Source organism: Burkholderia sp. THE68, from assembly GCF_009938265.1.
Classification (GTDB): domain Bacteria; phylum Pseudomonadota; class Gammaproteobacteria; order Burkholderiales; family Burkholderiaceae; genus Caballeronia.
In genome coordinates, this window is sequence record NZ_AP022315.1 from 2,360,862 (window position 1) to 2,386,488 (window position 25,627).

The following is a 25,627-nucleotide window of genomic DNA, read 5'->3' on the forward strand; positions in this document are numbered from 1 at the left end:
AAGCCCGAAAAACTGCGAAAACGCAAAAGGATCAACGCAACTTGAGCGTCGACAGACCGAACAGGCACAACATCAACGTGATGATCCAGAAGCGCACCACCACTTGCGTCTCGGTCCAGCCGGACAGCTCGTAGTGGTGATGCAGCGGCGCCATCTTGAAGAAACGGCGGCCTTCGCCGTAGCGCCGCTTCGTGAACTTGAACCAGAAGACCTGCAGCATCACGGAGAGCGTTTCCGCGACGAAGATGCCGCCCATGATGAACAGCACGATCTCCTGACGGACGATCACCGCGATCGTGCCGAGCGCGCCGCCGAGCGCGAGTGCGCCGACATCGCCCATGAAGACCTGCGCGGGGTGCGTGTTGTACCAGAGGAACGCGAGACCCGCGCCTCCCATGGCGGAACAAAAGATCAAGAGTTCGCCCGCGCCGGGGATGTGCGGGAACAGCAGGTACTTCGAATAGACCGAGCTGCCCATCACGTACGCGAACGCGCCGAGCGACGCGCCCACGAGCACGACGGGCATGATGACGAGGCCGTCGAGACCATCGGTGAGATTCACCGCGTTGCTCGAACCGACGATCACGAAATACGTCATCGCGATGAAGCCCCACACGCCGAGCGGATAGGTGATCGACTTGAGGAACGGCAGCATCAGGTCGGCGCGCGCGGGCAGGCCCATTGACAGGCCGCTGCGCACCCACGCCATGAAGAGGTCGAAGACGCGCGCGTTGTTCGCTTCGGACACGGAGAACGCGAGATACACCGCCGCGAAAATGCCGATCACCGATTGCCAGAAATACTTCTCGCGCGAGGACATGCCGCGCGGGTCCTTGTGCACGACCTTGCGATAGTCGTCCACCCAGCCGATCACGCCAAAGCCGAAAGTGACGAGCATCACGATCCAGACGAAGCGGTTCGTGAGGTCGGCCCACAACAGCGTGGATACCGCGATGCCGATGAGAATCAGCACGCCGCCCATGGTCGGCGTGCCGGATTTGACGAGGTGCGTCTGCGGTCCGTCCTTGCGCACGGCCTGGCCGACCTTGAGCGCGCTCAGCTTGCGGATGACCCACGGGCCGCAGACGAGACCGATCAGAAGCGCCGTCGCCGTGGCACCCACGGCGCGGAACGTGATGTAGGTAAACACGCGCATGAAGCTGGCGTCATTCTGTAGCCATTGCGCGAGTGCGAGTAGCATGCTGGTCCTTCTCTTTCAGTGAATCAATGTGCGGCGGGCGCGTTGCCCGCAGCGGGTTGTTGTGGACTCGTCAGGGCGTCCACCACGCGCTCCATCTTCATGAAGCGCGAGCCTTTCGCGAGATACGTGGCCTTGTTGCCGTAGCCTGCGTGTTCGAGTGCTGCGATCAGTTCGGCGACGTCGCCGAAATGCCGTGCGGTCTGCTTCGATGCTCGCGCGTTGAATGCGTTCACCGAATCGGCACTCGAGGCGCCGAGCGCGAAGAGCACATCGATGCCGCGTTCGGCCGCATACGCACCGACTTCGCGATGAAACGCCGGGCCTTCCTCGCCGACTTCGCCCATGTCGCCCATCACGAGCACGCGTGGCGAAGCTTGCGATGCGAGCACGTCGATCGCGGCGCGCATGGAATCGGGATTCGAGTTGTACGTGTCGTCGATGACGGTCGCGCCGGTCAGCGCGCCGAACACCGCGCGCTTCACCTGCAGGCGGCCCTTCACCGGCTGGAATGCTTCGAGACCGCGCTTGATCGCGTCGAGCGAAACGCCCGCGGCGAGCGCGGCGGCAGTAGCGGCGATGGCGTTGCGCGCGTTGTGTTCGCCGAGCACGTTCAGCGCGACGTCGAGCGCGCCTTGCGGCGTACGCATATGCACCGTCGTGCCATCGAGCGTGCCGGTAACAGCCGCTTTCGTTGCGTCGTCCGTCAATGCGAAGTCGATGATCGCGTTGTCCGTCGCGGCGGTGCGCCAGAAGACGGCGTACTGATCGTCGGCGGGGAACACGGCGGTGCCCGTTTCGCCCAGCGCGTGAATGACCGACGCGTGTTCGAGCGCGACCGCTTCGACCGTCGCCATGAACTCCTGATGCTCGCGCTGCGCGTTGTTGACGACAGCGACATCCGGCGCGGCGATCTTGCCGAGCACTTCCGTTTCGCCCGGATGGTTCATGCCGAGCTCGACCACCGCGAGCTTGTGCGACGCGTTCAGACGGAACAGCGTGAGCGGCAAGCCGATGTCGTTGTTGAAGTTGCCAGCGGTTGCGAGACGCGCGTCTTGTCCGACCGACGCCGCGAAGATCGACGCGATCATCTCCTTCACGGTCGTCTTGCCGTTGCTGCCCGTCACGGCGACGAGCGGCATCGTGAAGCGCTTGCGCCAGCCGTGCGCCAGCGCACCGAGCGCGGCGCGCGTGTCCTTTACCTTGATGACAGGAAGTGGCCAGGCATCGGCGTTGCTCGGGTCGCGTGACACGAGCGCCGCGGACGCGCCGCTCTTCGCCACCTGATCAAGGAAATCATGTGCATCGAAGCGATCGCCCTTCACCGCGACGAACAGGTCACCTGCCTGAACGCCACGGCTGTCCGTGACGACGCGCCCGATGGCCACGTTGTGATCGCCCTTGATCGTGGCGCCGGGAATCATCGCGGCGGCTTCGCGCAACGTGAACATCGTCATTCGCCGCCTCCGCGCTGTTGTGTGGCACGTGCGGCCAGCGCGAGGCGCGCGTGATCCTGATCCGAGAACGCGCGCTTCTTGCCCATGATTTCCTGCGTGGCTTCGTGTCCCTTGCCCGCGAGCACGACGACATCCTCGCGCGCGGCCGAGCGGATCGCCTGCAGGATCGCGCTCGCGCGGTCCTCGATGCGGCGCGCTTTCGCGGCGTCGTTCATGCCGGCGGCGATCTGGTCGATGATGGCTTGCGGATCTTCGCTGCGCGGATTGTCGCTCGTGATGACGACCTGATCCGCGAGACGTTCGGCGATTTCGCCCATCAGCGGACGCTTGGTCGCGTCGCGGTCGCCGCCGCAACCGAACATGCAGACGAGCTCGCCGCCACGCGCCGCCGCGATCGGGCGCAGCGCGGCGAGGGTTTTATCGAGCGCGTCGGGCGTGTGCGCGTAGTCGATCACGACGAGCGGCTCGTCGCTCTGAACACGTCCGCCGAGACGCTCCATGCGGCCGTTTACCGATTCGAGCTTTTCGATGCGCGTGATCGCGGCATCGAACGGCACGCCGACTTCGAGCAGCACGCCGAGCACCGAAAGCAGGTTGCTCACGTTGAACGTACCGAGCGTGCCGACTTCGACATCGGCTTCGCCCCAGTCGGACGACAGATGAAACGCGGTGCCGGTTGCCGTCGCGCGGACTTGCGTCGCGAGCAGCATCGCGTCGGCGCGCGGCGCGGCGCTGGCAGGCATTTCGACGCCGTACGCAATCGTGCGTACCTTGCCGCGCAGCGATTCGATCAGGCGCTGGCCGGCCGCATCGTCGCGATTGACGATCGCAGTCTTGAGCGACGGCCACGCGAACAGACGCACCTTCGCCGCTTCGTACGCGTCCAAGGTGCCGTGGTAGTCGAGATGATCCTGCGTGAGATTCGTGAAGATCGCGATGTCGAAATCGACGCCGTTCACGCGCCCCTGATGCAACGCGTGCGACGACACTTCCATCGCAACGCCTTCCGCGCCCTGTGTCTTCAGTTGCGCGAGATTGCGTTGAAGCTGCGACGCGTCGGGCGTGGTGAAGCCGCTATGCACGAGCTTGCCCGGCATGCCGATACCGAGCGTGCCGACGATCGCGCAAGGGCGGCCGAGCGCCGTCAGCGCCGTGGCGATCCACTGGCTGCACGAGGTCTTGCCGTTCGTGCCCGTCACGCCGACGGTCAGCATCGACGCGGTCGGCTCGCCGTACCACGCGGAAGCGATCGGACCGGCGAGTTCGTTGAGCGCCTTCACGGCGAGCGCCTTCGATGCGTCCGGCTTGCCCGCGAAGTTCTCCGGCTGATACAACGCAGCGGCCGCGCCGGCGGCCAGCGCGGCGTCGAGATACGGACGGTTATCCGCACCGTCGACCGCATAGGCGAGGAACGCATCGCCGCTTTTGAGCGAGCGCGTGTCGGCGTGCAAGTGCGCCTCGGGCTGCACGCGCGCGCGCAGCCATTGAACGGCATGTGATACGTCCTTCTGCATCTTGGTCTGTCGGGCTTGCGCGCTCATCGCACGACTCCCGGGTGCGTCTTCATATTGCTCGACACCGCGACTTTCTTCGCGGCGTTCGCGTTGTTCAGGTTCGCCGGCTGCTGCGCGGCCGGTTGTGCTGCGGAATTCGAATCGTCCGTGACGACCATCTGCTTGACCGGCATGTCGGGCGGCACGTTGAGCGCGCGCAGCGTATCGCCGACGATGCCCGAGAACACCGGCCCCGACACCTGGCCGCCGAAGTGGCTGCCGACCGTCGGTTCGTCGACCGAAACCGCCACGACGATGCGCGGATTCGGCATCGGCGCCATGCCGACGAACGATGCGCGGTACTTCGACTTGTCGTAGCCGTGGCCGCCGTGCTTGTAAGCCGTACCCGACTTGCCGCCGACGCGATAGCCCGGCACCGCCGCATCCGGCGACGTGCCGCCCTTCGCCGTCACGGTTTCGAGCATCGCCCGCACTTGACGCGCGGTGGTCGGCGAAAAAATCTGCTGGCCGACGACCGGCTGATCGCCCGGCGTGCGGAAAATCGACACCGGCATGACCTCGCCGTCGTGCGCGATGGCCGTGTACGCGCGCGCGAGCTGAAACAGCGAGGCGGACAGGCCGTAGCCGTAGGACATCGTCGCCTGCTCGATGCGCCGCCAGCTTTTCCACGGCCGCAGACGCCCGGTCACCGCGCCCGGAAAACCGACTTTCGGCGCCTGCCCGAGCCCGAGACCCGTGTACATGTTCCACATTTCTTCAGGACGCAATTGCATCGCAATTTTGGTCGCGCCGATATTGCTCGACTTCTGAATCACGCCGCCGACAGTGAGCGTGCCGAAACCGGAATCGTCCGTGATGCGCGCGCCGTCGAGCACGAACACGCCGCCGCCCGTTTCCACGAGCGTGTTCGGCGTCACGCGATGCAGATCGAGCGCGAGCGAAACGGTGAACGGCTTCATGATCGAGCCCGGCTCGAACGTGTCCGTGAGAATGCGGTTGCGCAACTGCTCGCCGGTCATGCGCGAGCGGTCGTTCGGGTTGTACGTGGGATAGTTGACGAGCGCGAGCACCTCGCCCGTCTTCGTGTCGATCACGATCGCCGCGCCTGCCTTCGCCTTCGACTTCTCGACGGCGGCTTTCAGGTTCGTGTACGCGATGTACTGAATCTTGCTGTCGATCGAGAGCTCGACATCCGCACCGTTGTGCGGCACGACCTGTTCGTCGACGTCCTCGACGATATGGCCCATGCGGTCCTTGATGACGCGCCGCATGCCCGGCGTGCCGGCGAGAACGTGCTGGTCGCCGAGTTCGACGCCTTCCTGTCCCTTGTCTTCAATATTAGTAAAGCCGATCAGATGCGCGGTGATTTCGCCTTCCGGATAGAAGCGCTTGTATTCGCCGCGCGAATAAATGCCGGGGATATCCAGCGCGGCGACTTTCTGCGCGACTTCGAGCGGCACCTGGCGCTTCACGTAGACGAAGGTCTTGTCCATCGACAGCTTCGCGCGCAGTTCCTTTTCCGGCATCTCGAGCAACTTCGACAGTTGCGCGAACTTTTCCGCGCCGAGATCGTTCGGCACGGCTTCGGGAATCGCCCAGACGGCCTTCACCGGCAGGCTCGTCGCGAGCACGAGGCCGTTGCGGTCGCGGATCTGTCCGCGCGTCGCCGGCAGTTCGAGCGTGCGCTGATAGCGGCTTTCGCCCTGCTTCTTGAAAAAGGCGTTGCCCGGACCCTGAATCCAGAACGCTCGGCCGGCAAGCGCGACGAACGCCATGAACAGCAGGAACACGACGAACTTCGAGCGCCACATGGGCAGGCGCACGGCGAGAAGCGGGTTCGGTACGTGAGCGATGTCTTTCTGCTTCGCGGACTTTTTCATCGCTTGGCTCCGCGTGCAGGCGGCGCCGACGCCGGCAGCGGCGGCGGCATGGGTGCGTCGGCGGCCTTGTTGGTCGCCGTGTCGTAGGTGAGATATTGCGTGCGGCCGGTCGTCACGGGCTGCATCTTCAGTGAGTTAGTGGCCAACTGCTCGATGCGCGATGTCTTCGACAGCGCGCTCTGCTGGTATTGCAACTGCGCGTAATCCTGCTGGAGCTGGCGCTCCTGCGACTGCGCCCGCTGCAAGTCGATGAAAATCTCCCGCTGCTGATTGGTGGAGCTGACGACCGACAGCGCGCAGCCCAGCACGATGATCAGCAGGAAGATATTGAGACGGTTCATGGCACGATCCGCTCAGCGATACGCATCACGGCGGAACGGGCGCGCGGGTTGTCGGCGACTTCGGCTTCGCTCGGAAACACGCGGCCGACCACCCGCATCGGCGGGCTGGGAAGATCGACCGCGCGGATCGGCAAGCGACGATCCACCGCCGGCGCGCTCGCGTGCGCCTGCATGAACCGCTTGACGATCCGGTCTTCGAGTGAATGAAAGCTGATCACGACCAGCCGCCCCCCTTGCTCCAACAATGCCAATGCCGACTCGAGTACTACCTGCAGCTCCGCAAGCTCTTGATTGACGTGAATCCGTATAGCCTGAAAGGTGCGAGTTGCCGGGTCCTTGCCCTTTTCACGGGTTTTGACGACGTGACCCACGATTTCGGCAAGCTCGCCCGTGCTGTCGAGAGGCCCAAGACGGTCGGACTCTGCCCGGCGAGCAACAAGCGCCTTTGCAATCTGAAAAGCAAACCGTTCTTCCCCATAATCTCTGATGACCTCCGTGATTTCCTGCACCGTGGCTCGCGCGAGCCACTCGGCTGCCGACTCGCCGCGAGTCGGGTCCATCCTCATGTCGAGCGGACCTTGCGCGCGGAAGCTGAAGCCGCGCTCCGGGTCGTCCACCTGCGGCGACGACACGCCAAGGTCGAGCAATACGCCCGACACCCGCCCTACCCCACGCTCGGCCGCCGCATCGCGCAACGCCGCGAAGCTGTCGTGCACGATCGAAAAACGCGCGTCCTGAATCTGTTGCGCCGTGGCGATCGCAAGAGGATCCTTGTCGAAGGCGATGAGCTGCCCCGCTTCTCCCAACCGCTGCAAGATCGCCCGGCTATGACCGCCGCGCCCGAACGTGCCATCTATATAGATGCCGTCCGTGCGGGTGATCAGTGCATCCACCGCTTCCTTCAGCAGCACCGTCCGATGCTGCAGCTCAACTCCCGACGACTTCGCCATGTTCTTCAGCGCCGCATCAGAAAGTGAAATTCTTCAGCGCGTCGGGCATGCCCTGCGCCATCGCCGCGGCTTCGTTCGCCGCGTAAGTCTGCGAATCCCACAACTCGAAGTGCGCGCCCATGCCGAGCAGCGTCACGTCTTTTTCCAGCGACGCGGCCGAGCGCAATTCGGGCGAGACCAGCACGCGCCCGTTGCCATCGAGTTCGACATCCATTGCATTACCGAGAAAGATGCGCCGCCACCACATGGCTTCCATCGGAAGCGCGGCGACCTTCGCGCGAAAGACTTCCCACTCAGGACGAGGAAAGAGCAACAGGCATCCATCCGGGCTCTTTGTGAGCGTCACCCGGCCTTCTGCCTGCCCTTGCAGCGCATCCCGATAGCGCGACGGAATGGACATCCGTCCTTTCGCATCGAGCGTCAGCGCCGACGCCCCCTGGAACACTCGCCCTCTCCCCGTTTCAGACGCCCACCGTGACGTCCGTCCCACTCAGATTTGCTCGAAAATGGGCTCCGAATCACACAAAAGACCACTTTCTCACACTGTCTCCCACTTTAGAGGAAGGTATTTCCTCGGTCAAGACGCGTACCTTTTTTTCGAGCGATTTTTATTTGATAGAACAAGGACTTAGCGTAGGAGCTTGAAGTGACGCGAAAAGAGAAAACCGTTATGAATTAGAGAGCTAGTGGCGGATGTGAAGGTAGTACGTGAAATCAGCTGTCGAAATGAGGGAAATGTAACGGTCTTTACGGCCGATTTGTGGGCCACAGGTGGGATGCGGCCGCGGGGGTCTCGGCCGACCACGTGTGGATCGGCCGGGATGTTCATCGCACTATATGTAATACGCCGTGCGGGTCATGACTTTCGATGCTGCGCGCATCAGCGCGCGGACCGGAAAAGGTACTTCGCTCCCGCCCGCGCCGATCGCGGCGGCGGCATGCGCGCTTTCGTCGAGACGCATTTGCTCGACGATCGCGCGTGATGCGTGATCGTTCGCGGGCAAGGTCTTCATGTGACCGTCGAGATGTTGCTCGACCTGGCGCTCGGTTTCGGCCATGAAGCCAAGGCTCGCGCGATCGCCGAAGCGTCCCGCGACGAAACCGATTGCGAGCGCGCCCGCATACCAGAGCGGGTTCAGCAAGCTCGGCCGCGATTCCAGGTCCTGCAGCCGCTTCGACGTCCACGCGAGATGGTCTTCCTCTTCGCGAGCCGCTTGCTCGAAGTTCGCCTTGAGTTCGGGCGACTGCGTCGCGAGCTTCTGCGCCTGATAAAGCGCCTGCGCGCAAACCTCGCCGACGTGGTTCACGCGCATCAGGCCCGCCGAATGAGCGCGCTCTTTCTCGGTGAGTTGCGATTCTTCGGAGAGGATATCGTCTTGCGCGTTGGCTGACTCTGGAATGGGGCGCGACATGCGGCTCACGCCGGTCATGGACCGCAATCCTCGATCGAACTCGCTGATGACTTCATCGAGCGTCATGTTGTCACCTCTCATCTTGGTCGCCGGCACGATGCGGTTCGTAAAACCATACGGGCGTTTGGCGGAAAACGCGGATTTTAGCGCACATCTCCGAGCGTCGATGACTACGTCGGCTCGCTTGACCGACTCCGTGGGAACCTGACCAAAGGGACGAAAAACGACCCTTCGACAGCGTCGATTTTAGTAAGTAGGGCAAACACGGGTCGCAAAAATCCTGCAAAACCAACATTTTAGCGCCTGTTGCGTAAATGTCACACGCGTCGGGCGGACCGCCCCCTTTTCCTTTGTCCATCAAAGGCTCTTTGTTACATTACGTGGCAACTTCGTTAAGAAGCCCGGCAGGGACCGTCAACACACTGGCGCTAGAACAGTGACCTTGCCAAACAGTCGCAAACACTCCCTGGAGATCTATTCAATGAAAAAGTCGCTTCTCGCTCTCGCCGCATTGGGCACTTTCGCAGGCGCCGCACATGCGCAGAGCAGCGTGACGCTGTACGGCATCATCGACGCAGGCTTCGCGTACAACAACAACAGCAGCGGCCAGAAGCTGTATGCAATGAACAGCGGCAATCTGCAGGGCAGCCGTTGGGGCCTGCGCGGCACGGAAGACCTGGGTGGCGGTCTGAAGGCCATCTTCGTGTTGGAAAACGGTTTCAACGTGTTCAATGGCCGTCTGGGCCAAGGCGGCGCTGAGTTCGGCCGTCAGGCATATGTCGGTCTGTCGACGGCGCAATTCGGCACGGTCACCCTCGGTCGCCAGTACGACTCCGTGGTTGACTACACCGGCGCATTCGAAGTCGGTAGCCAGTGGGCATCGTACTTCGGCGCGCACCCGGGCGACCTCGACAACATGAACAACTCGAATCGCGTGAACAACGCGGTCAAGTTCACGAGCGCGAACTACGCTGGCTTCACCTTTGGCGGCTTGTACAGCCTCGGCGGCAACGCTGGCCAGTTCAACCGCAACCAGATCTGGTCGCTTGGCCTCGGCTACTCGCAAGGTCCCCTGCAGTTGGGCGCGGGCTACTTGAACGTCAAGGATCCGAACTACTCGTTCTTCGGCAACACGCCGTCGTCGAGCACCACGGGCTCGAACATGGCCGGCAGCCGCGTGTACTCGGGTTACGCTTCGGCGAAGACGCAACAAGTGATCTCGGCTGGCGGTGCATACACGTTCGGCGCGGCGACCGTCGGCGCAACGTATAGCAACACGCAGTTCAAGGATCTGGGTTCGGAGCCGGGCACCGGCCTGACCTCGCCGGGCGGCTTCACGGGCGGCACGGGCAAGTTCCACAACGCCGAAATCAACTTCAAGTATCAGCTGACCCCGGCTCTGCTGCTGGGCGTGGCGTATGACTACACGAAGGGTTACGGCCTGGGCAACGCCAAGTACCATCAAGGTATGCTCGGCGCCGACTACTTCCTGTCGAAGCGCACGGACGTGTACATCGACGGTATCTACCAGCACGCGAGCGGCACGGACTCGACGAACGGCAACGCGGTTGCGAACATCAACGGCCTGTCGCCGTCGTCGACGTCGAACCAGGTTGCTGCTGTGGTCGGCATCCGTCACAAGTTCTAATAAGTCGTAACAAAGCGGTATTCCCTGAAAGGCGCCTCCGGGCGCCTTTTTTTCGTTCTGGTCGGGGAAATCGCGTCGCACATGTCCAACAAAAAAGCCTTCGCGTCTCACGACACGAAGGCTTTTCCCGATGCGGGCGAAACGCAGGTTACGCGCAGCCGTCGCGCAATTCGCGCCGCAGGATCTTGCCGACATTGCTCTTCGGCAGATCGCTGCGAAACTCGATCACGCGCGGACGTTTGTAGCCGGTGAGCCGCTCCTTGCAATAGGCCATGACGTCGGCTTCGGTCAGGCTCAGATCCTTGCGCACGATAAAGAGCTTCACGGCTTCGCCCGAAGTCTGATCTTTCACGCCGACCGCCGCGACTTCGAACACGCCCGGCAACATCGCGACGACATCCTCGATCTCGTTCGGATACACGTTGAAGCCCGACACGAGAATCATGTCCTTCTTGCGATCGACGATCTTCACGTAACCGCGGTCATCGAGCACGCCGATGTCGCCCGAGCGGAAAAAACCGTCCGGGGTCATCACCTTCACCGTTTCATCGGGACGGTTCCAGTAGCCTGCCATCACCTGCGGACCGCGAATGCAGATTTCGCCGGACTGGCCGAGCGGCACTTCGTTGTTGTCGTCGTCGCGGATGGAGACTTCGGTCGACGGAAGCGGCAAGCCGATCGTGCCGGTGTATTCGGTCGCGGTCACCGGGTTGCAGGTGACGCACGGCGAGGTCTCGGACAGGCCGTAGCCCTCGACGATCGGCACGCCGGTCGCCGCGAACCACCGTTTCGCCACGGCTTCCTGGACCGCCATCCCGCCGCCGTTCGCCGCAATGAGCCTGGAGAAGTCGAGTTTGTTGAAATCGGGATGGTTCAACAGCGCGTTATACAGCGTGTTGACCGCCGGGAACGTGTTGATGGGAATGCCCTTCAGTTCCTTGATCGTCCCGGCGATATCGCGGGGATTCGGAATCAGCACGCCCAGGCCGCCGGTCCGGATGGTCAGCATCCCGCACACCGTCAGCGCGAAGATGTGATACAGCGGCAGCGCCACCACGCAAACGAACTGGTCGATATCCGGGCGCCGCTTGCGAGCCGGGTCGAGCCAGACTTCGGACTGCAGCGTGTTCGCGATCAGATTTCGATGCGTGAGCGTCGCACCCTTGGCGATGCCCGTCGTGCCGCCGGTGTACTGCAGGAACGCGACATCGTCGGGGCTTTGGGTGACGGGCTGGAGCGTACCGCGCGCGCCTTCATCGAGCGCGTCGTTGAAGCGGATGCTGCCGGGCAGGTTCCACTCCGGCACCATCTTCTTCACGCGCCGGACGACGAAATTGACCAACAGGCCCTTCAGGCCCATGAGATCGCCCATGGACGCGACGACGACATGTTTGATGGCCGTATTCCTGACGACCGCCTGCAGCGTGCCGGCGAAGTTTTCCAAGATGACGATCGCTTCCGCCGCGCAGTCTTTGAGCTGATGCTCGAGCTCGCGCGGCGTGTACAGCGGATTGACGTTGACGACGATGTAACCGGCGCGCAGCACGGCCGCTATCGCGACCGGATATTGCAGGACGTTGGGCATCATCAGCGCGACACGCGCGCCCGGCTGCATGCCCCGCTTCTGAAACCACGCAGCCAGCTTTCTCGACATCGCGTCGAGTTCGGCGTAGGTGATCGATTGGCCCATGCAAACGAACGCGCGGCGGTCGCGGTTCGCGCGAAAGCTGTCCACGAGCAGCTCGGAAACGGACCGATACGCGGACGCGTCGATTTCCGCAGGCACGCCGGCCGGGTAAGACTTCAGCCAGGGTTTTTCCATACGGCGTCTCCTTTATATGATTTTAGAATGGTCGTGCGGAAACGAGATCCTAGCTTTTCGGCAGGTCTCCGACAACTGGGTTAGACGCCATGCACCAGACTCGTTCGAGTCGGTTCCTCCAAAGCCCGTCAATGCATCGGCTCCACTTCGACGAGACAATCGTAAAACGTCGCCGATCGCCCGAGATCGGTCAATGCCTGGCTCGTCACCTGATTGGCGTTGCAGCCGTCCGGCGACAGCTTCTTCCACCAGATCGACAAACCGACGACGACGCCTTCGCGCGCGCGCTCCGTCACGCGGGCGCGGGCCTGCATCGAACCGCGATCATTGAAGATACGCACCAGCGTGCCGTCGGCGATGCCGCGTGATTTCGCATCGACGGGATGAATGTCCAGATGCGGCTCGCGCTCCGCCGCGCGCAAGCTTTCGATGTTCACGAAACTGCTGTTGAGAAAGTTGCGCGCGGGCGGAGAGATCATCGCGAGCGGATAGCGCGCGGCCAGGTCCGGAGAACCATCCGCGGATTCGTACGGCGGCAGGTAGTCCGGCAGCGGATCGAGACCCTCGTTTTTCAGAAGCTCGCTGTAGAACTCGCATTTGCCCGACGGCGTCCGGAACGCGCCCTCTGCAAGCGGTGCTTGGGCGATGTCGAGTTCCAGCCAGCCTGACGCTTTCAGTGTCTCCCAACTCTGGCCGTGCAGCGTGCGGTCGTCCCAGCGGAATGCCTTCGATGCGATCTGCTCGTCGGTTTCGAACAGCGCCGGCTCGACGAGGCCCATCGCGTGCGCGAGACCGCGGAAGATTTCCGTGTTCGGTCGTGCTTCACCGACCGGTTGAATCGCCGGAAGGTTCGCCATCACGTGCGTATGTCCGTAGGACTTGTGGACGTCGAGATGTTCGAGCTGCGTGGTCGCGGGGAAAATCAGGTCGGCGTAGTCGGCGGTATCGGTCTGGAAATGTTCCAGCACGATCGTGAACAGGTCCTCGCGCGCGAAACCCGCTTCGACCTTCGCCGAATCGGGCGCGACCGCGACCGGGTTCGAGTTGTAGACGATCATCGCTTCGATTTTCGGCCCGAACGTTTCGTCGCCCGGATGCAGCAGCGCGTCGCCGATCGCGTTCATGTTGATCGCGCGCGGTATCGTCGAAGGCCAGCTGGGCAGCAAGTCGGGACGCTCGAGCGCGCTGCCGTCGATCGGCGCCCATCCGGACGATGACAGCAACAAGCCGCCTGCGCGTTCGCGCCACGCCCCTGTCAGTGACGGCAGCGAAGCGATCGCCCGGACCGCGTTGCCGCCGCCGCGCACGCGCTGCATGCCGTAGTTGAGCCGAATCGCGGCCTTCTTCGTCGATCCGAACGCACGCGCAAGTTCGACGACCACGTTCTCGTCGATGCCACAGATCTGCGCCACGCGCGACGGCGGATACTGTGCGGCGCGCGCCGCGAGCTCGTCGAAGCCTACCGTGTGCGCGCTCACGTACTCGTGATCGATGAAATTCTCGCGGATGAGAACGTCGATCATGCCGAGCGCCAGCGCCGCATCCGTGCCCGGGCGCAGCGCGATATGTTGATGACACTTTTCCGCCGTGAGCGACTTGTAGGGATCGATCGCGATGAGCTTCGCGCCGCGTCGCTTCGCTTCCTGCGCCCGCGTCCAGAAATGCAGGCTGGACGCGATAGGATTCGCGCCCCAGATCAGGATCAGCTCGCTCTCTTCGTAATACTCCGAGTGCATACCGATGCTCGCGCCGTAGGTGTAGCGCAATCCGGCTGCGCCCGCCGCGGCGCAAATGGTGCGCTCGAGCCGCGATGCTCCGAGCACGTTGAAAAACCGCGCGGCGATGCTTTCGCCTTGCACCAGACCCATCGTGCCCGCATAGCTATACGGGACGATGGCTTCGGGCGCGCGCCGAGCAATCGGAGCGAGGCGCTCGGCCGCGAGCTGTAGCGCTGCGTCCCAGCCGATTGGCTCGAATCGACCCTCGCCTTTCTTGCCGACGCGGCGCAACGGCGTCAGCAGTCGATCCTTGTGATGCGTGCGCTCGGCGTATCGGGTGACCTTCGTGCACAGCACGCCCTGTGTCGGCGGATGATCAGGGTCGCCGCTGATTTTCACCGCTTTGCCGTCCTTTACGGTGACGCGCATCGCGCAAGTATCGGGGCAATCGTGCGGGCATACGGCTCGGGCAAACTCGGCTGGAGCGTTCATCGGAAAGTCCGGTAATTCGAAACAAAAAGCGGCAGATGACGGGATTCTATTACGGACGCTATGCGATCGACCGTCCGGTGGAGCAAATAGTGGCGGCGTAGAATGAATGCATCAGGCGCGGTCAATACGCGCGATCCGAATTCAAACGTGAGAACGGTTCAAATGAATCTGATCCCAGAAATCGAAGCATCACACGACGAAATCAAAACGCTCCGACGAACGATCCATGCTCACCCCGAGTTACGCTATGAGGAGGTGGGCACGGCAAAAATCGTCGCCGAGAGCCTCGAACGATGGGGAATCGAAGTGCATCGGGGATTGGGCAAGACAGGTGTTGTCGGGGTGTTGAAACGGGGTTCTGGCAGTGCATCGATAGGGCTGCGCGCGGACATGGACGCGCTGCCCATACAGGAATTGAATACGTTCGGCCATAAGTCGATGAACGACGGCCGCATGCATGCTTGCGGACACGACGGTCATACCGCGATGCTGCTCGGCGCCGCGAAGCATCTGGCCGCGCACGGCAAGTTCGACGGGACGATCGTTTTCATCTTTCAGCCCGCGGAAGAAGGTGGCGCGGGCGCAAGGGCCATGATCAAGGACGGTCTTTTCGAGCGCTTTCCAGTCGATGCCGTGTTCGGAATTCACAACTGGCCCGGTATGCCGCCCGGTCATTTCGGCGTGACCGAAGGGCCGATCATGGCCTCCAGTAACGAGTTTCGCATCACGGTTCGCGGAACCGGTTCGCACGCGGCCCTGCCTCATAACGGGCGCGATCCGATCTTTACCGCGATCCAGATTGCGAACGGACTTCAAAGCATCATCACGCGAAACAAGAAGCCGATCGATACCGCAGTCCTTTCCATTACGCAGATTCACGCGGGGGAAGCGGCGAATGTATCGCCCGATCAGGCCTGGCTCGGGGGGACCGTACGCACCTTCACGGTGGCGACGCTCGATCTGATCGAAGCGCGTATGCGCAAAATCGTCGAAGCGACGGCAGCCGCCTATGACTGCGAAGTGGAGTTGCGCTTCCACAGAAACTACCCACCGACGATCAATGCGCCCGAGGAGGCCAAATTCGCGGCGGAAGTAATGGCGGAAGTGGTCGGAAAAGATAAGGTCGATAGCGCCGTCGAACCGACGATGGGGGCCGAGGACTTCTCGTTCATGCTCATCGAAAAGCCCGGATGCTATGCGTTCCTGGGTAATGGCGATGGAGGGCATCGCGAGCAAGGGCACGGCGCGGGTCCGTGCATGCTGCATAACGCCAGCTACGATTTCAACGACGACTTGCTGTCGATCGGGGCGTCGTATTGGGTGCGTCTGGCCGAGCGATTCCTGACGCGCGGGTAGTCGTAGCGGCGAACGTTGCCGCTTCGTTCGAAGCTATATGCTTTGCAGCGCCGCCGGAAACGCAAAAACCCCACCTTTGCGGGGTGGGGTTTTTGTTTTCGGCATGAGGAGCCTGACGATTACCTACTTTCACACGGGAACCCGCACTATCATCGGCGTGGAGTCGTTTCACGGTCCTGTTCGGGATGGGAAGGGGTGGGACCGACTCGCTATGGTCATCAGGCATGACTTGTTGTTGAGCGCCTGAGGGCGCACAACCAATCTGGGAAGAAGCGGTAAAGAATTCGGGTGGCGATTGTCGCACACGCTGTGACTCGCCAGTGCGGGCTCCTGAGGAGGCACAAACACACTGGTTATAGGATCAAGCCTTACGGGCAATTAGTATCAGTTAGCTCAATGCATTACTGCACTTACACACCTGACCTATCAACGTCCTGGTCTGGAACGACCCTTCAAGGGGCTCGAAGCCCCGGGGATATCTCATCTTAAGGCGAGTTTCCCGCTTAGATGCTTTCAGCGGTTATCTCTTCCGAACATAGCTACCCGGCGATGCCACTGGCGTGACAACCGGTACACCAGAGGTTCGTCCACTCCGGTCCTCTCGTACTAGGAGCAGCCCCCTTCAAATATCCAACGCCCACGGCAGATAGGGACCAAACTGTCTCACGACGTTTTAAACCCAGCTCACGTACCTCTTTAAATGGCGAACAGCCATACCCTTGGGACCGGCTACAGCCCCAGGATGAGATGAGCCGACATCGAGGTGCCAAACACCGCCGTCGATATGAACTCTTGGGCGGTATCAGCCTGTTATCCCCAGAGTACCTTTTATCCGTTGAGCGATGGCCCTTCCATACAGAACCACCGGATCACTATGACCTGCTTTCGCACCTGCTCGACTTGTCGGTCTCGCAGTTAAGCACGCTTATGCCATTGCACTATCAGCACGATTTCCGACCGTACCTAGCGTACCTTCGTACTCCTCCGTTACACTTTGGGAGGAGACCGCCCCAGTCAAACTGCCTACCATGCACTGTCCCCGATCCAGATCATGGACCAAGGTTAGAACCTCAAACAAACCAGGGTGGTATTTCAAGGACGGCTCCACGCAAACTAGCGTTCACGCTTCATAGCCTCCCACCTATCCTACACAGATCGGTTCAAAGTCCAATGCAAAGCTACAGTAAAGGTTCATGGGGTCTTTCCGTCTAGCCGCGGGGAGATTGCATCATCACAAACACTTCAACTTCGCTGAGTCTCGGGAGGAGACAGTGTGGCCATCGTTACGCCATTCGTGCAGGTCGGAACTTACCCGACAAGGAATTTCGCTACCTTAGGACCGTTATAGTTACGGCCGCCGTTTACCGGGACTTCAATCAAGAGCTTGCACCCCATCATTTAATCTTCCGGCACCGGGCAGGCGTCACACCCTATACGTCCACTTTCGTGTTTGCAGAGTGCTGTGTTTTTATTAAACAGTCGCAGCCACCAGTTTATTGCAACCCTTTCACCCTCCTGGCGCAGGCCAGTCAAGCTACAAGGGCGTACCTTATCCCGAAGTTACGGTACCAATTTGCCGAGTTCCTTCTCCCGAGTTCTCTCAAGCGCCTTAGAATACTCATCTCGCCCACCTGTGTCGGTTTGCGGTACGGTCACTATTAGACTGAAGCTTAGAGGCTTTTCTTGGAACCACTTCCAATTGCTTCGCTTCCTAAGAAGCTCGCGCCACACCCTTGAATTACGCGCCCGGATTTGCCTAAGCGCCTTCTCCAATGCAGCGACCGGGACGTCCAACACCCGGACAACCTTCCGCGATCCGTCCCCCCATCGCATCTAACAATGGTGCAGGAATATTGACCTGCTTCCCATCAGCTACGCATTTCTGCCTCGCCTTAGGGGCCGACTCACCCTACGCCGATGAACGTTGCGTAGGAAACCTTGGGCTTACGGCGAGGGGGCTTTTCACCCCCTTTATCGCTACTCATGTCAGCATTCGCACTTCCGATACCTCCAGCACGCTTTTCAACGCACCTTCGCAGGCTTACGGAACGCTCTCCTACCACACACGTATCTTTCAACGTGTATCCGCAGCTTCGGTGACTGGCTTGAGCCCCGTTACATCTTCCGCGCAGGACGACTCGATCAGTGAGCTATTACGCTTTCTTTAAAGGGTGGCTGCTTCTAAGCCAACCTCCTGACTGTTTTAGCCTTCCCACTTCGTTTCCCACTTAGCCAATCTTTGGGACCTTAGCTGGCGGTCTGGGTTGTTTCCCTCTTGACACCGGACGTTAGCACCCGATGTCTGTCTCCCGTGATTGCACTCTTCGGTATTCGGAGTTTGCTATGGCGTAGTAATCCGCAATGGACCCCACAACCATGACAGTGCTCTACCCCCGAAGGTGATACACGAGGCACTACCTAAATAGTTTTCGGAGAGAACCAGCTATTTCCAAGTTTGTTTAGCCTTTCACCCCTATCCACAGCTCATCCCCTAACTTTTCAACGTTAGTGGGTTCGGTCCTCCAGTACGTGTTACCGCACCTTCAACCTGGCCATGGATAGATCACTTGGTTTCGGGTCTACGCCCAGCAACTGATCGCCCTATTCGGACTCGCTTTCGCTACGCCTGCCTTAATCAGTTAAGCTCGCTACTGAACGTAAGTCGCTGACCCATTATACAAAAGGTACGCCGTCACCCGTTTCCAGGCTCCGACTGTTTGTATGCATGCGGTTTCAGGATCTATTTCACTCCCCTCCCGGGGTTCTTTTCGCCTTTCCCTCACGGTACTGGTTCACTATCGGTCGATCACGAGTATTTAGCCTTGGAGGATGGTCCCCCCATCTTCAGACAGGATTTCACGTGTCCCGCCCTACTTGTCGTACACCTAGTTCTTTCAACCTATTTTCGCCTACAGGGCTATCACCTGCTAGGGCCGCACTTTCCAGAGCGTTCGGCTAATAAGTCAAATAAAGAGTACAGGCTGATCCCATTTCGCTCGCCACTACTCTGGGAATCTCGGTTGATTTCTTTTCCTGCGGTTACTTAGATGTTTCAGTTCACCGCGTTCGCTTCACTAAGCCTATGTATTCAGCTTAGGATGACCCATACGGGCCGGGTTTCCCCATTCGGACATCTACGGATCAAAGCTCGTTTGCCAGCTCCCCGTAGCTTTTCGCAGGCTACCGCGTCCTTCATCGCCTGTGATCGCCAAGGCATCCACCACATGCACTTGTTCGCTTGACCCTATAACGAGTGTGTCTGAGCGATCAGAGTTAGCGCTTTAGCGCTTACTCTGATCTCATCCCCGCAAGGGGACGACTCATTTCGCTATAGGCTGAGTATTCGCGTTGTGCCGTATTCCAAAGCGATCTCTCGATCACCTTTTCATACTTGATACAATCACTACCCTTAAATCTCTACTCACACCCATCTCTAAGTGCTTTCGCGATTCTCTTTACTACTTCTTCCAGATTGTTAAAGAACGTTTAGCCGACAAGCGTGTTGCACTGCTTGCAGCATCAACTGGCTATAGTCGCCAATGCCAAGTGCTTGCAGCAAACACTTGGCATTGAAGACTTGGTGGAGGATGACGGGATCGAACCGACGACCCCCTGCTTGCAAAGCAGGTGCTCTCCCAGCTGAGCTAATCCCCCTTCCGTGGCCTGACTAGGAACGGTTGCTCCGTCAGCACGCCTCTCTCGGGTGGTGGGTCTGGTTGGATTCGAACCAACGACCCCCGCCTTATCAAGACGGTGCTCTAACCGACTGAGCTACAGACCCTTAGCCTGTCTTTCTTACAGCCGATAAGCGTGAGCGCTTAATGTTGAAGTGCGAAGCTCGAGAAAGGAGGTGATCCAGCCGCACCTTCCGATACGGCTACCTTGTTACGACTTCACCCCAGTCATGAATCCCACCGTGGTAAGCGCCCTCCTTGCGGTTAGGCTACCTACTTCTGGTGAAACCCACTCCCATGGTGTGACGGGCGGTGTGTACAAGACCCGGGAACGTATTCACCGCGGCATGCTGATCCGCGATTACTAGCGATTCCAGCTTCACGCAGTCGAGTTGCAGACTGCGATCCGGACTACGATCGGTTTTCTGGGATTGGCTCCACCTCGCGGCTTGGCAACCCTCTGTTCCGACCATTGTATGACGTGTGAAGCCCTACCCATAAGGGCCATGAGGACTTGACGTCATCCCCACCTTCCTCCGGTTTGTCACCGGCAGTCTCCTTAGAGTGCTCTTGCGTAGCAACTAAGGACAAGGGTTGCGCTCGTTGCGGGACTTAACCCAACATCTCACGACACGAGCTGACGACAGCCATGCAGCACCTGTGCGCCGGTTCTCTTTCGAGCACTCCCACCTCTCAGCGGGATTCCGACCATGTCAAGGGTAGGTAAGGTTTTTCGCGTTGCATCGAATTAATCCACATCATCCACCGCTTGTGCGGGTCCCCGTCAATTCCTTTGAGTTTTAATCTTGCGACCGTACTCCCCAGGCGGTCAACTTCACGCGTTAGCTACGTTACTAAGGAAATGAATCCCCAACAACTAGTTGACATCGTTTAGGGCGTGGACTACCAGGGTATCTAATCCTGTTTGCTCCCCACGCTTTCGTGCATGAGCGTCAGTGTTGGCCCAGGGGGCTGCCTTCGCCATCGGTATTCCTCCACATCTCTACGCATTTCACTGCTACACGTGGAATTCTACCCCCCTCTGCCACACTCAAAGCCTGCCAGTCACCAATGCAGTTCCCAGGTTAAGCCCGGGGATTTCACATCGGTCTTAACAGACCGCCTGCGCACGCTTTACGCCCAGTAATTCCGATTAACGCTCGCACCCTACGTATTACCGCGGCTGCTGGCACGTAGTTAGCCGGTGCTTATTCTTCCGGTACCGTCATCCCACCACCATATTAGGGCGATGGTTTTCTTTCCGGACAAAAGTGCTTTACAACCCGAAGGCCTTCTTCACACACGCGGCATTGCTGGATCAGGGTTGCCCCCATTGTCCAAAATTCCCCACTGCTGCCTCCCGTAGGAGTCTGGGCCGTGTCTCAGTCCCAGTGTGGCTGGTCGTCCTCTCAGACCAGCTACAGATCGTCGCCTTGGTAGGCCTTTACCCCACCAACTAGCTAATCTGCCATCGGCCGCCCCTATAGCGCGAGGTCCCGAAGGATCCCCCGCTTTCTTCCGTAGATCGTATGCGGTATTAATCCGGCTTTCGCCGGGCTATCCCCCACTACAGGACACGTTCCGATGTATTACTCACCCGTTCGCCACTCGCCACCAGGGTTGCCCCCGTGCTGCCGTTCGACTTGCATGTGTAAGGCATGCCGCCAGCGTTCAATCTGAGCCAGGATCAAACTCTTCAGTTCAAACCTGTTACTGTTTTTCGGTTCCGTTAAGAACCGGTCGCTCACTCAACGTACTGACGATGATTAATCCATCTCTCGACAGATAAACCTTCCTCTGATACTTCGTGTGAGACTCTTGATACTTTTGCTATTGCCTCAGCCCCGAAAGACTGAAACCGCACTCGCTATCAAGCGCCCACACTTATCGGCTGTTAGTTTTTAAAGAGCACATCGCAAGAATCACATCAACTTCCGTCTTGCGTCGCTGCATCAGCAGCAGAGAAACGAGATTATGAACAACGCTTCGGCTTCTGTCAACAAGAACTTCGAACTTCTTTTCTCGCCGACCGCACCGGGAACCGCCTCATCCCGCCTCCTTCGCGTTCATCGAATCGCGAAGGAACGGAATTCTAGTCAGCGTCCTCAAGAAGCGCAAGCGCTTTCTCGAATAAGAATCACCGATGCTTGAAGACCGGCTTGCGTTTCTCGACAAACGCAGCCATTCCCTCCTTCTGATCCTCCGTGGCAAACAGCGAATGGAACAGCCGTCGCTCGAAATGCACGCCCTCCGCGAGCGTCGTCTCGTACGCGCGATTGACCGCTTCCTTGGCCATCAATACGGCCGGCGCCGAAAATCCAGCGATGATCGTCGCAGCTTCGACGGCCTCATCCAGGAGACGGTCCGCCCCGACTACACGCGACACCAGCCCCGCGCGCTCTGCCTCATTCGCATCCATCATGCGCGCGGTCAGGCACATGTCCATCGCCTTGGCCTTCGAAACGGCGCGCGGCAAGCGCTGCGTGCCGCCCGCGCCCGGAATGACGCCAAGCTTGATCTCGGGTTGGCCGAATCTGGCCGTATCGGCGGCGATGACGATGTCGCACATCATCGCGAGTTCACAACCGCCGCCGAGCGCGAAGCCCGCGACCGCTGCGATGACCGGCTTGCGAATCGCGCGGATCGCCTCCCAGTTGCGCGTGATGTAGTCGCCCTTGTAGACGTCCATATAGGAATAGCTCGCCATCATGCCGATGTCCGCACCCGCGGCGAACGCCTTCTCGCTGCCGGTCAGCACGATTGCGCCAATGTCGTCGTCGGCGTCGAACGCCTTTAGTGCGGCGCCCAACTCGTCCATCAGCGCATCGTTCAGCGCGTTGAGCGCCTTTGGACGGTTGAGCGTGATGAGTCCAACCCGACCAAGCGTCTCAACCAGCAGATTCTCATAAGCCATTCGCTCCTCCCTTTCCTATCCTCAGGTAAGCCCTAATGAAAAGACGTCGTCAACCGCATCTCGATAATGCTACCATTACCAACCAACCGGTCGGTTAATTATTCGATCTGGCACCTTTCCTCGTTCACTTTCTCGCGACCATGACACATCCGCTATTCACGAAGCACGAAGCGACGCTCGATAAAGCGCTCGCAGCCATCGAAACGCGCGGCTACTGGAGCCCGTTCGTCGAAATGCCGAGCCCCAAAGTGTACGGGGAAACGGCCAGCGCCGACGGCGAGGCCGCCTTCAAAGCGCATTTCGGCAAGACATTCGAACTCGACCAGCCTTCCACCGGCGAAACGGTCGGGAAAGAACGCTCGCCGTTCGGCGTCGCGCTCGACATCCGCTATCCGAAGTCCGATCCCGACGCGCTCATTCAAGCCGCCGCTCACGCGCAAGCCGGCTGGCGCGCCGCCGGACCGCGGGCGTGGGTCGGCGTGAGCATGGAGATTCTTTCGCGTCTGAATCGCGCCAGTTTCGAGATTGCCTACAGCGTGATGCATACGACTGGTCAGGCCTTCATGATGGCGTTCCAGGCTGGCGGGCCGCACGCGCAGGACCGCGCGCTCGAAGCCGTGGTCTACGCCTGGGACCAGTTGCGCCGCATTCCCGCCGAAGCCCACTGGGAAAAGCCGCAGGGCAAGAACCCGCCGCTCGCGATGCAAAAGCGCTTTGCCGTCGTCCCGCGCGGCACCGGGCTCGTACTGGGCTGCTGCACGTTCCCGACCTGGAATGGCTATCCCGGCATGTTCGCCGATCTCGCGACCGGCAATGCCGTTATCGTCAAGCCGCACCCGGGCGCGATCCTGCCGCTCGCGATCACGGTGCGTATCGCGCGTGACGTGCTCCGCGAAGCGGGCTTCGATCCGAACCTCGTCACCCTGCTCGCCACCGAGCCGAACGATGGCGCGCTCGTACAGCAACTGGCCGTGCGTCCCGAAATCAAGCTGATCGACTTCACGGGCAGCACGCAAAACGGCACCTGGCTCGAACGCAACGCGCACCAGGCGCAGGTGTACACCGAGAAGGCGGGCGTGAATCAGATCGTCATCGATTCCGTGGACGACATGAAAGCCGCCGCGCGCAACATCGCCTTCTCTCTTGCCCTTTACTCGGGCCAGATGTGCACGGCGCCGCAGAACATCTACGTGCCGCGCGATGGCATCCGCACCGCCGACGGACAACTGAGTTTCGACGACGTCGCCAAAGCGCTCGCAGGCGCTGTCGAGAAACTGGCGTCCGATCCGGCACGCGCCGTCGAACTCACCGGTGCGATCCAGAATGAAGGCGTCGTGGAGCGTGTCGCCGAAGCGCGCAAGCTCGGCGACGTCCTGCTCGACAGCCAATCGCTCACGCACCCCGCCTTCCCGGACGCGCGAGTGCACACTCCGCTCATGCTCAAGCTCGACGCGCGCACCGACGAAGCCAAGTTCACCAAGGAATGGTTCGGGCCGATTTCGTTCATCGTCGCGACGGACTCGACCGCGCATTCGCTCGAACTGGCCGCCTCGATCGCACGCACGCACGGCGCGTTGACGTTGTCGGTCTACAGCACCGACGACAAGGTGATCGACGCCGCGCACGAAGCAGCCATCGAAGGCGGCGTCGCGCTTTCGATCAACCTCACGGGCGGCGTGTTCGTCAATCAGACCGCCGCGTTCTCGGACTTTCATGGCACGGGCGCGAACCCGGCGGCCAACGCCGCGCTTTCGGACGCCGCGTTCGTCGCGAATCGTTTCCGTGTAGTGCAGAGCCGGGTCCATGTTGCGCCGAAGGCCGCCCCGGCGGAAGCCGGCCAAACGGCATAAGGCGAACTGCACAAGGTGCGAAGGCCGAATCGCCGTGCAAACGGCCTATAACATTCGGCCTAATGGAAAGCCATCGGTCGCGCGGCTAGTATCGGAACCAAGGGAAAACCGGTCCGCAACAGCCGCGCGACCGCGCTTCGGCGACAAAGGAGATGCAATGACAGAGAAGTCCGTGCTGTTCCATATTGACAGCGAGACGCGCGTCGCGACGTTGACGCTCAATCGTCCCGACAAGCTAAACAGCTTCACACGCGAAATGCATCGCGAGTTGAATCAGGCGCTCACTGAAATCGAGGCGGGCAATGCACGCGCGCTCGTCGTTACAGGCGCGGGACGCGGGTTTTGTGCGGGACAGGATCTCGCTGACCTGGATTTCACGCCGGGCTCGATGTCGGATCTCGGCGATCTCATCGACGAGTACTTCAATCCGCTCGTGCGCAGGCTGCAGGCCATGCGCATGCCCGTCATCGGCGCTGTGAACGGCACGGCTGCAGGCGCCGGCGCGAATCTGGCGATGGCGTGTGACCTCGTCATCGCGGCGCGGTCAGCGAGTTTCATTCAGGCGTTCGTGAAAATCGGCCTCGTGCCGGATTCGGGTGGAACGTGGCTCCTGCCGCGACGCGTGGGCGAAGCGCGCGCGCTCGGCCTCGCGCTGACTGGCGAGAAACTCAGCGCGGAAAAAGCGGAAGCCTGGGGAATCGTGTGGCGCGTCGTCGAGGATGGCGAGTTGCAGCAGGCGGCAGCGCAACTGGCCGCGCAACTCGCGCAGCAGCCGGCGCGCGCGGTCGTCGCGATCAAGCAGGCGATCCGCGCGAGCGCCAACAAGACATTCGATCAGCAACTCGATCTCGAACGCGATCTGCAACGCGAACTGGGTGCGTCGCCCGACTATATCGAAGGCGTCGCCGCCTTCAAGGAAAAGCGCGCGCCGCGCTTCGAAGGTCTGTGAGAACCGAATCAATCTGGAGACGCCTGTGACGCCACAACAACTCGCGGAAGCCACAGCCAAGGCCATGTACGAAGCCGACGCATGCTCGCGCGCGCTCGGCATTGAACTGATCGAAGTACGGCCGGGCTATGCGCGGCTGCAAATGAACGTGCGACCCGACTTCCTCAACGGCCACGAGATCTGCCACGGCGGGCTGATGTTCACGCTGGCGGACTCCGCGTTCGCCTTCGCCTGCAACTCATACAACATCAACACGGTCGCGGCAGGCTGTTCGATCGAGTTCCTGCGCCCCGTGCAAGGCGGCGATCGTCTGACCGCCGAGGCGATCGAGCAGACGCTGAGCGGCCGCACGGGCATCTACGATATTCGCGTGACGAACCGGGAAGGCGAAGCAGTCGCGATGTTTCGCGGCAAATCGGCACAAATCAGAGGTACCGTGATCCCCGCGTGAC

General features: G+C 60.7%; 16 protein-coding genes, 2 tRNA genes and 3 rRNA genes. 5 read left to right on the top strand and 16 right to left on the bottom strand.

Translation table 11 applies throughout. The annotated features are described in order from the left end of the window. Nucleotides 1-31: 31 nt before the first annotated feature. The 8 genes from mraY to coq7 all read right to left on the bottom strand — a co-directional run bounded on the left by mraY (nucleotide 32) and on the right by coq7 (nucleotide 8,818). Nucleotides 32-1,201 carry a phospho-N-acetylmuramoyl-pentapeptide-transferase gene (gene mraY / locus BTHE68_RS11135; protein WP_061177709.1) on the bottom strand — a complete coding sequence of 390 codons (1,170 nt, stop codon included), beginning with the start codon at nucleotides 1,199-1,201 and terminating at the stop codon, nucleotides 32-34. 23 nt (nucleotides 1,202-1,224) lie between these two features. Beyond that, nucleotides 1,225-2,655, bottom strand: coding sequence for a UDP-N-acetylmuramoyl-tripeptide--D-alanyl-D-alanine ligase (locus tag BTHE68_RS11140; RefSeq protein WP_162066369.1), 1,431 nt, complete (start codon nucleotides 2,653-2,655; stop codon nucleotides 1,225-1,227). After that, on the bottom strand, nucleotides 2,652-4,196 hold the full coding sequence (locus tag BTHE68_RS11145; protein WP_162066370.1) for a UDP-N-acetylmuramoyl-L-alanyl-D-glutamate--2,6-diaminopimelate ligase: 1,545 nt from the start codon (nucleotides 4,194-4,196) through the stop codon (nucleotides 2,652-2,654). The genes BTHE68_RS11140 and BTHE68_RS11145 overlap by 4 nt, the downstream gene beginning before the upstream one ends. After that, nucleotides 4,193-6,049 carry a peptidoglycan D,D-transpeptidase FtsI family protein gene (locus tag BTHE68_RS11150; RefSeq protein ID WP_162066371.1) on the bottom strand — a complete coding sequence of 619 codons (1,857 nt, stop codon included), beginning with the start codon at nucleotides 6,047-6,049 and terminating at the stop codon, nucleotides 4,193-4,195. Before BTHE68_RS11150 ends, BTHE68_RS11145 begins: the two co-directional genes overlap by 4 nt. Then, nucleotides 6,046-6,390: a cell division protein FtsL gene (gene ftsL, locus BTHE68_RS11155; RefSeq protein ID WP_162066372.1), complete on the bottom strand. Its 345-nt coding sequence runs from the start codon at nucleotides 6,388-6,390 to the stop codon at nucleotides 6,046-6,048. Before ftsL ends, BTHE68_RS11150 begins: the two co-directional genes overlap by 4 nt. After that, nucleotides 6,387-7,340, bottom strand: coding sequence for a 16S rRNA (cytosine(1402)-N(4))-methyltransferase RsmH (gene rsmH, locus BTHE68_RS11160; RefSeq protein WP_162066373.1), 954 nt, complete (start codon nucleotides 7,338-7,340; stop codon nucleotides 6,387-6,389). Before rsmH ends, ftsL begins: the two co-directional genes overlap by 4 nt. 16 nt (nucleotides 7,341-7,356) lie before the next feature. Further along, on the bottom strand, nucleotides 7,357-7,785 hold the full coding sequence (gene mraZ, locus BTHE68_RS11165; protein ID WP_061177703.1) for a division/cell wall cluster transcriptional repressor MraZ: 429 nt from the start codon (nucleotides 7,783-7,785) through the stop codon (nucleotides 7,357-7,359). 388 nt (nucleotides 7,786-8,173) lie between these two features. Beyond that, complete coding sequence (gene coq7, locus BTHE68_RS11170; protein WP_162066867.1) at nucleotides 8,174-8,818, bottom strand: 2-polyprenyl-3-methyl-6-methoxy-1,4-benzoquinone monooxygenase; 645 nt, start codon at nucleotides 8,816-8,818, stop codon at nucleotides 8,174-8,176. A gap of 415 nt (nucleotides 8,819-9,233) precedes the next feature. On the opposite strand from coq7, the gene BTHE68_RS11175 reads away from it, so the two are divergent. After that, nucleotides 9,234-10,400: a porin gene (locus BTHE68_RS11175; protein WP_162066374.1), complete on the top strand. Its 1,167-nt coding sequence runs from the start codon at nucleotides 9,234-9,236 to the stop codon at nucleotides 10,398-10,400. A 148-nt stretch (nucleotides 10,401-10,548) separates the two neighbouring features. On the opposite strand, the gene BTHE68_RS11180 is transcribed toward BTHE68_RS11175, so the two are convergent. Then, entirely contained in the window at nucleotides 10,549-12,222 is a 1,674-nt protein-coding gene (locus tag BTHE68_RS11180; protein ID WP_162066375.1) for a long-chain fatty acid--CoA ligase, read from the bottom strand. 128 nt (nucleotides 12,223-12,350) lie between these two features. Continuing rightward, nucleotides 12,351-14,432 carry a molybdopterin-containing oxidoreductase family protein gene (locus BTHE68_RS11185; RefSeq protein ID WP_162066376.1) on the bottom strand — a complete coding sequence of 694 codons (2,082 nt, stop codon included), beginning with the start codon at nucleotides 14,430-14,432 and terminating at the stop codon, nucleotides 12,351-12,353. Between the two features lie 162 nt (nucleotides 14,433-14,594). On the opposite strand from BTHE68_RS11185, the gene BTHE68_RS11190 reads away from it, so the two are divergent. Beyond that, nucleotides 14,595-15,788 (top strand): M20 aminoacylase family protein, encoded by a 1,194-nt coding sequence (locus tag BTHE68_RS11190; protein WP_162066868.1) that lies wholly within the window; start codon nucleotides 14,595-14,597, stop codon nucleotides 15,786-15,788. A 110-nt stretch (nucleotides 15,789-15,898) separates the two neighbouring features. Here BTHE68_RS11190 and rrf read toward each other — a convergent pair. The 6 genes from rrf to BTHE68_RS11220 form a co-directional block, all read right to left on the bottom strand. After that, nucleotides 15,899-16,011, bottom strand: a 5S ribosomal RNA gene (gene rrf, locus BTHE68_RS11195). 134 nt (nucleotides 16,012-16,145) lie between these two features. After that, nucleotides 16,146-19,032: ribosomal RNA gene (locus tag BTHE68_RS11200) — 23S ribosomal RNA — on the bottom strand. Between the two features lie 334 nt (nucleotides 19,033-19,366). Then, nucleotides 19,367-19,442, bottom strand: a tRNA-Ala gene (locus BTHE68_RS11205). A gap of 50 nt (nucleotides 19,443-19,492) precedes the next feature. Continuing rightward, nucleotides 19,493-19,569, bottom strand: a tRNA-Ile gene (locus BTHE68_RS11210). A gap of 62 nt (nucleotides 19,570-19,631) precedes the next feature. Then, nucleotides 19,632-21,165 (bottom strand): 16S ribosomal RNA (locus BTHE68_RS11215). Together the 16S, 23S and 5S rRNA genes with 2 tRNA genes alongside form the textbook arrangement of a ribosomal RNA operon. Before the next feature lie 434 nt (nucleotides 21,166-21,599). After that, entirely contained in the window at nucleotides 21,600-22,376 is a 777-nt protein-coding gene (locus BTHE68_RS11220; RefSeq protein WP_162066377.1) for an enoyl-CoA hydratase, read from the bottom strand. 140 nt (nucleotides 22,377-22,516) lie between these two features. Here BTHE68_RS11220 and paaN point away from each other — a divergent pair, with 140 nt between their 5' ends. The 3 genes from paaN (at nucleotide 22,517) to paaI (ending at nucleotide 25,626) form a co-directional block, all read left to right on the top strand. Continuing rightward, nucleotides 22,517-24,226 (top strand): phenylacetic acid degradation protein PaaN, encoded by a 1,710-nt coding sequence (paaN, locus tag BTHE68_RS11225; RefSeq protein WP_162066378.1) that lies wholly within the window; start codon nucleotides 22,517-22,519, stop codon nucleotides 24,224-24,226. Nucleotides 24,227-24,383: 157 nt separating this feature from the next. Further along, nucleotides 24,384-25,175: a 2-(1,2-epoxy-1,2-dihydrophenyl)acetyl-CoA isomerase PaaG gene (gene paaG, locus BTHE68_RS11230; protein WP_162066379.1), complete on the top strand. Its 792-nt coding sequence runs from the start codon at nucleotides 24,384-24,386 to the stop codon at nucleotides 25,173-25,175. 64 nt (nucleotides 25,176-25,239) lie between these two features. Further along, nucleotides 25,240-25,626, top strand: coding sequence for a hydroxyphenylacetyl-CoA thioesterase PaaI (gene paaI / locus BTHE68_RS11235; RefSeq protein WP_232077936.1), 387 nt, complete (start codon nucleotides 25,240-25,242; stop codon nucleotides 25,624-25,626). The last annotated feature ends 1 nt before the right edge of the window (nucleotide 25,627 follow it).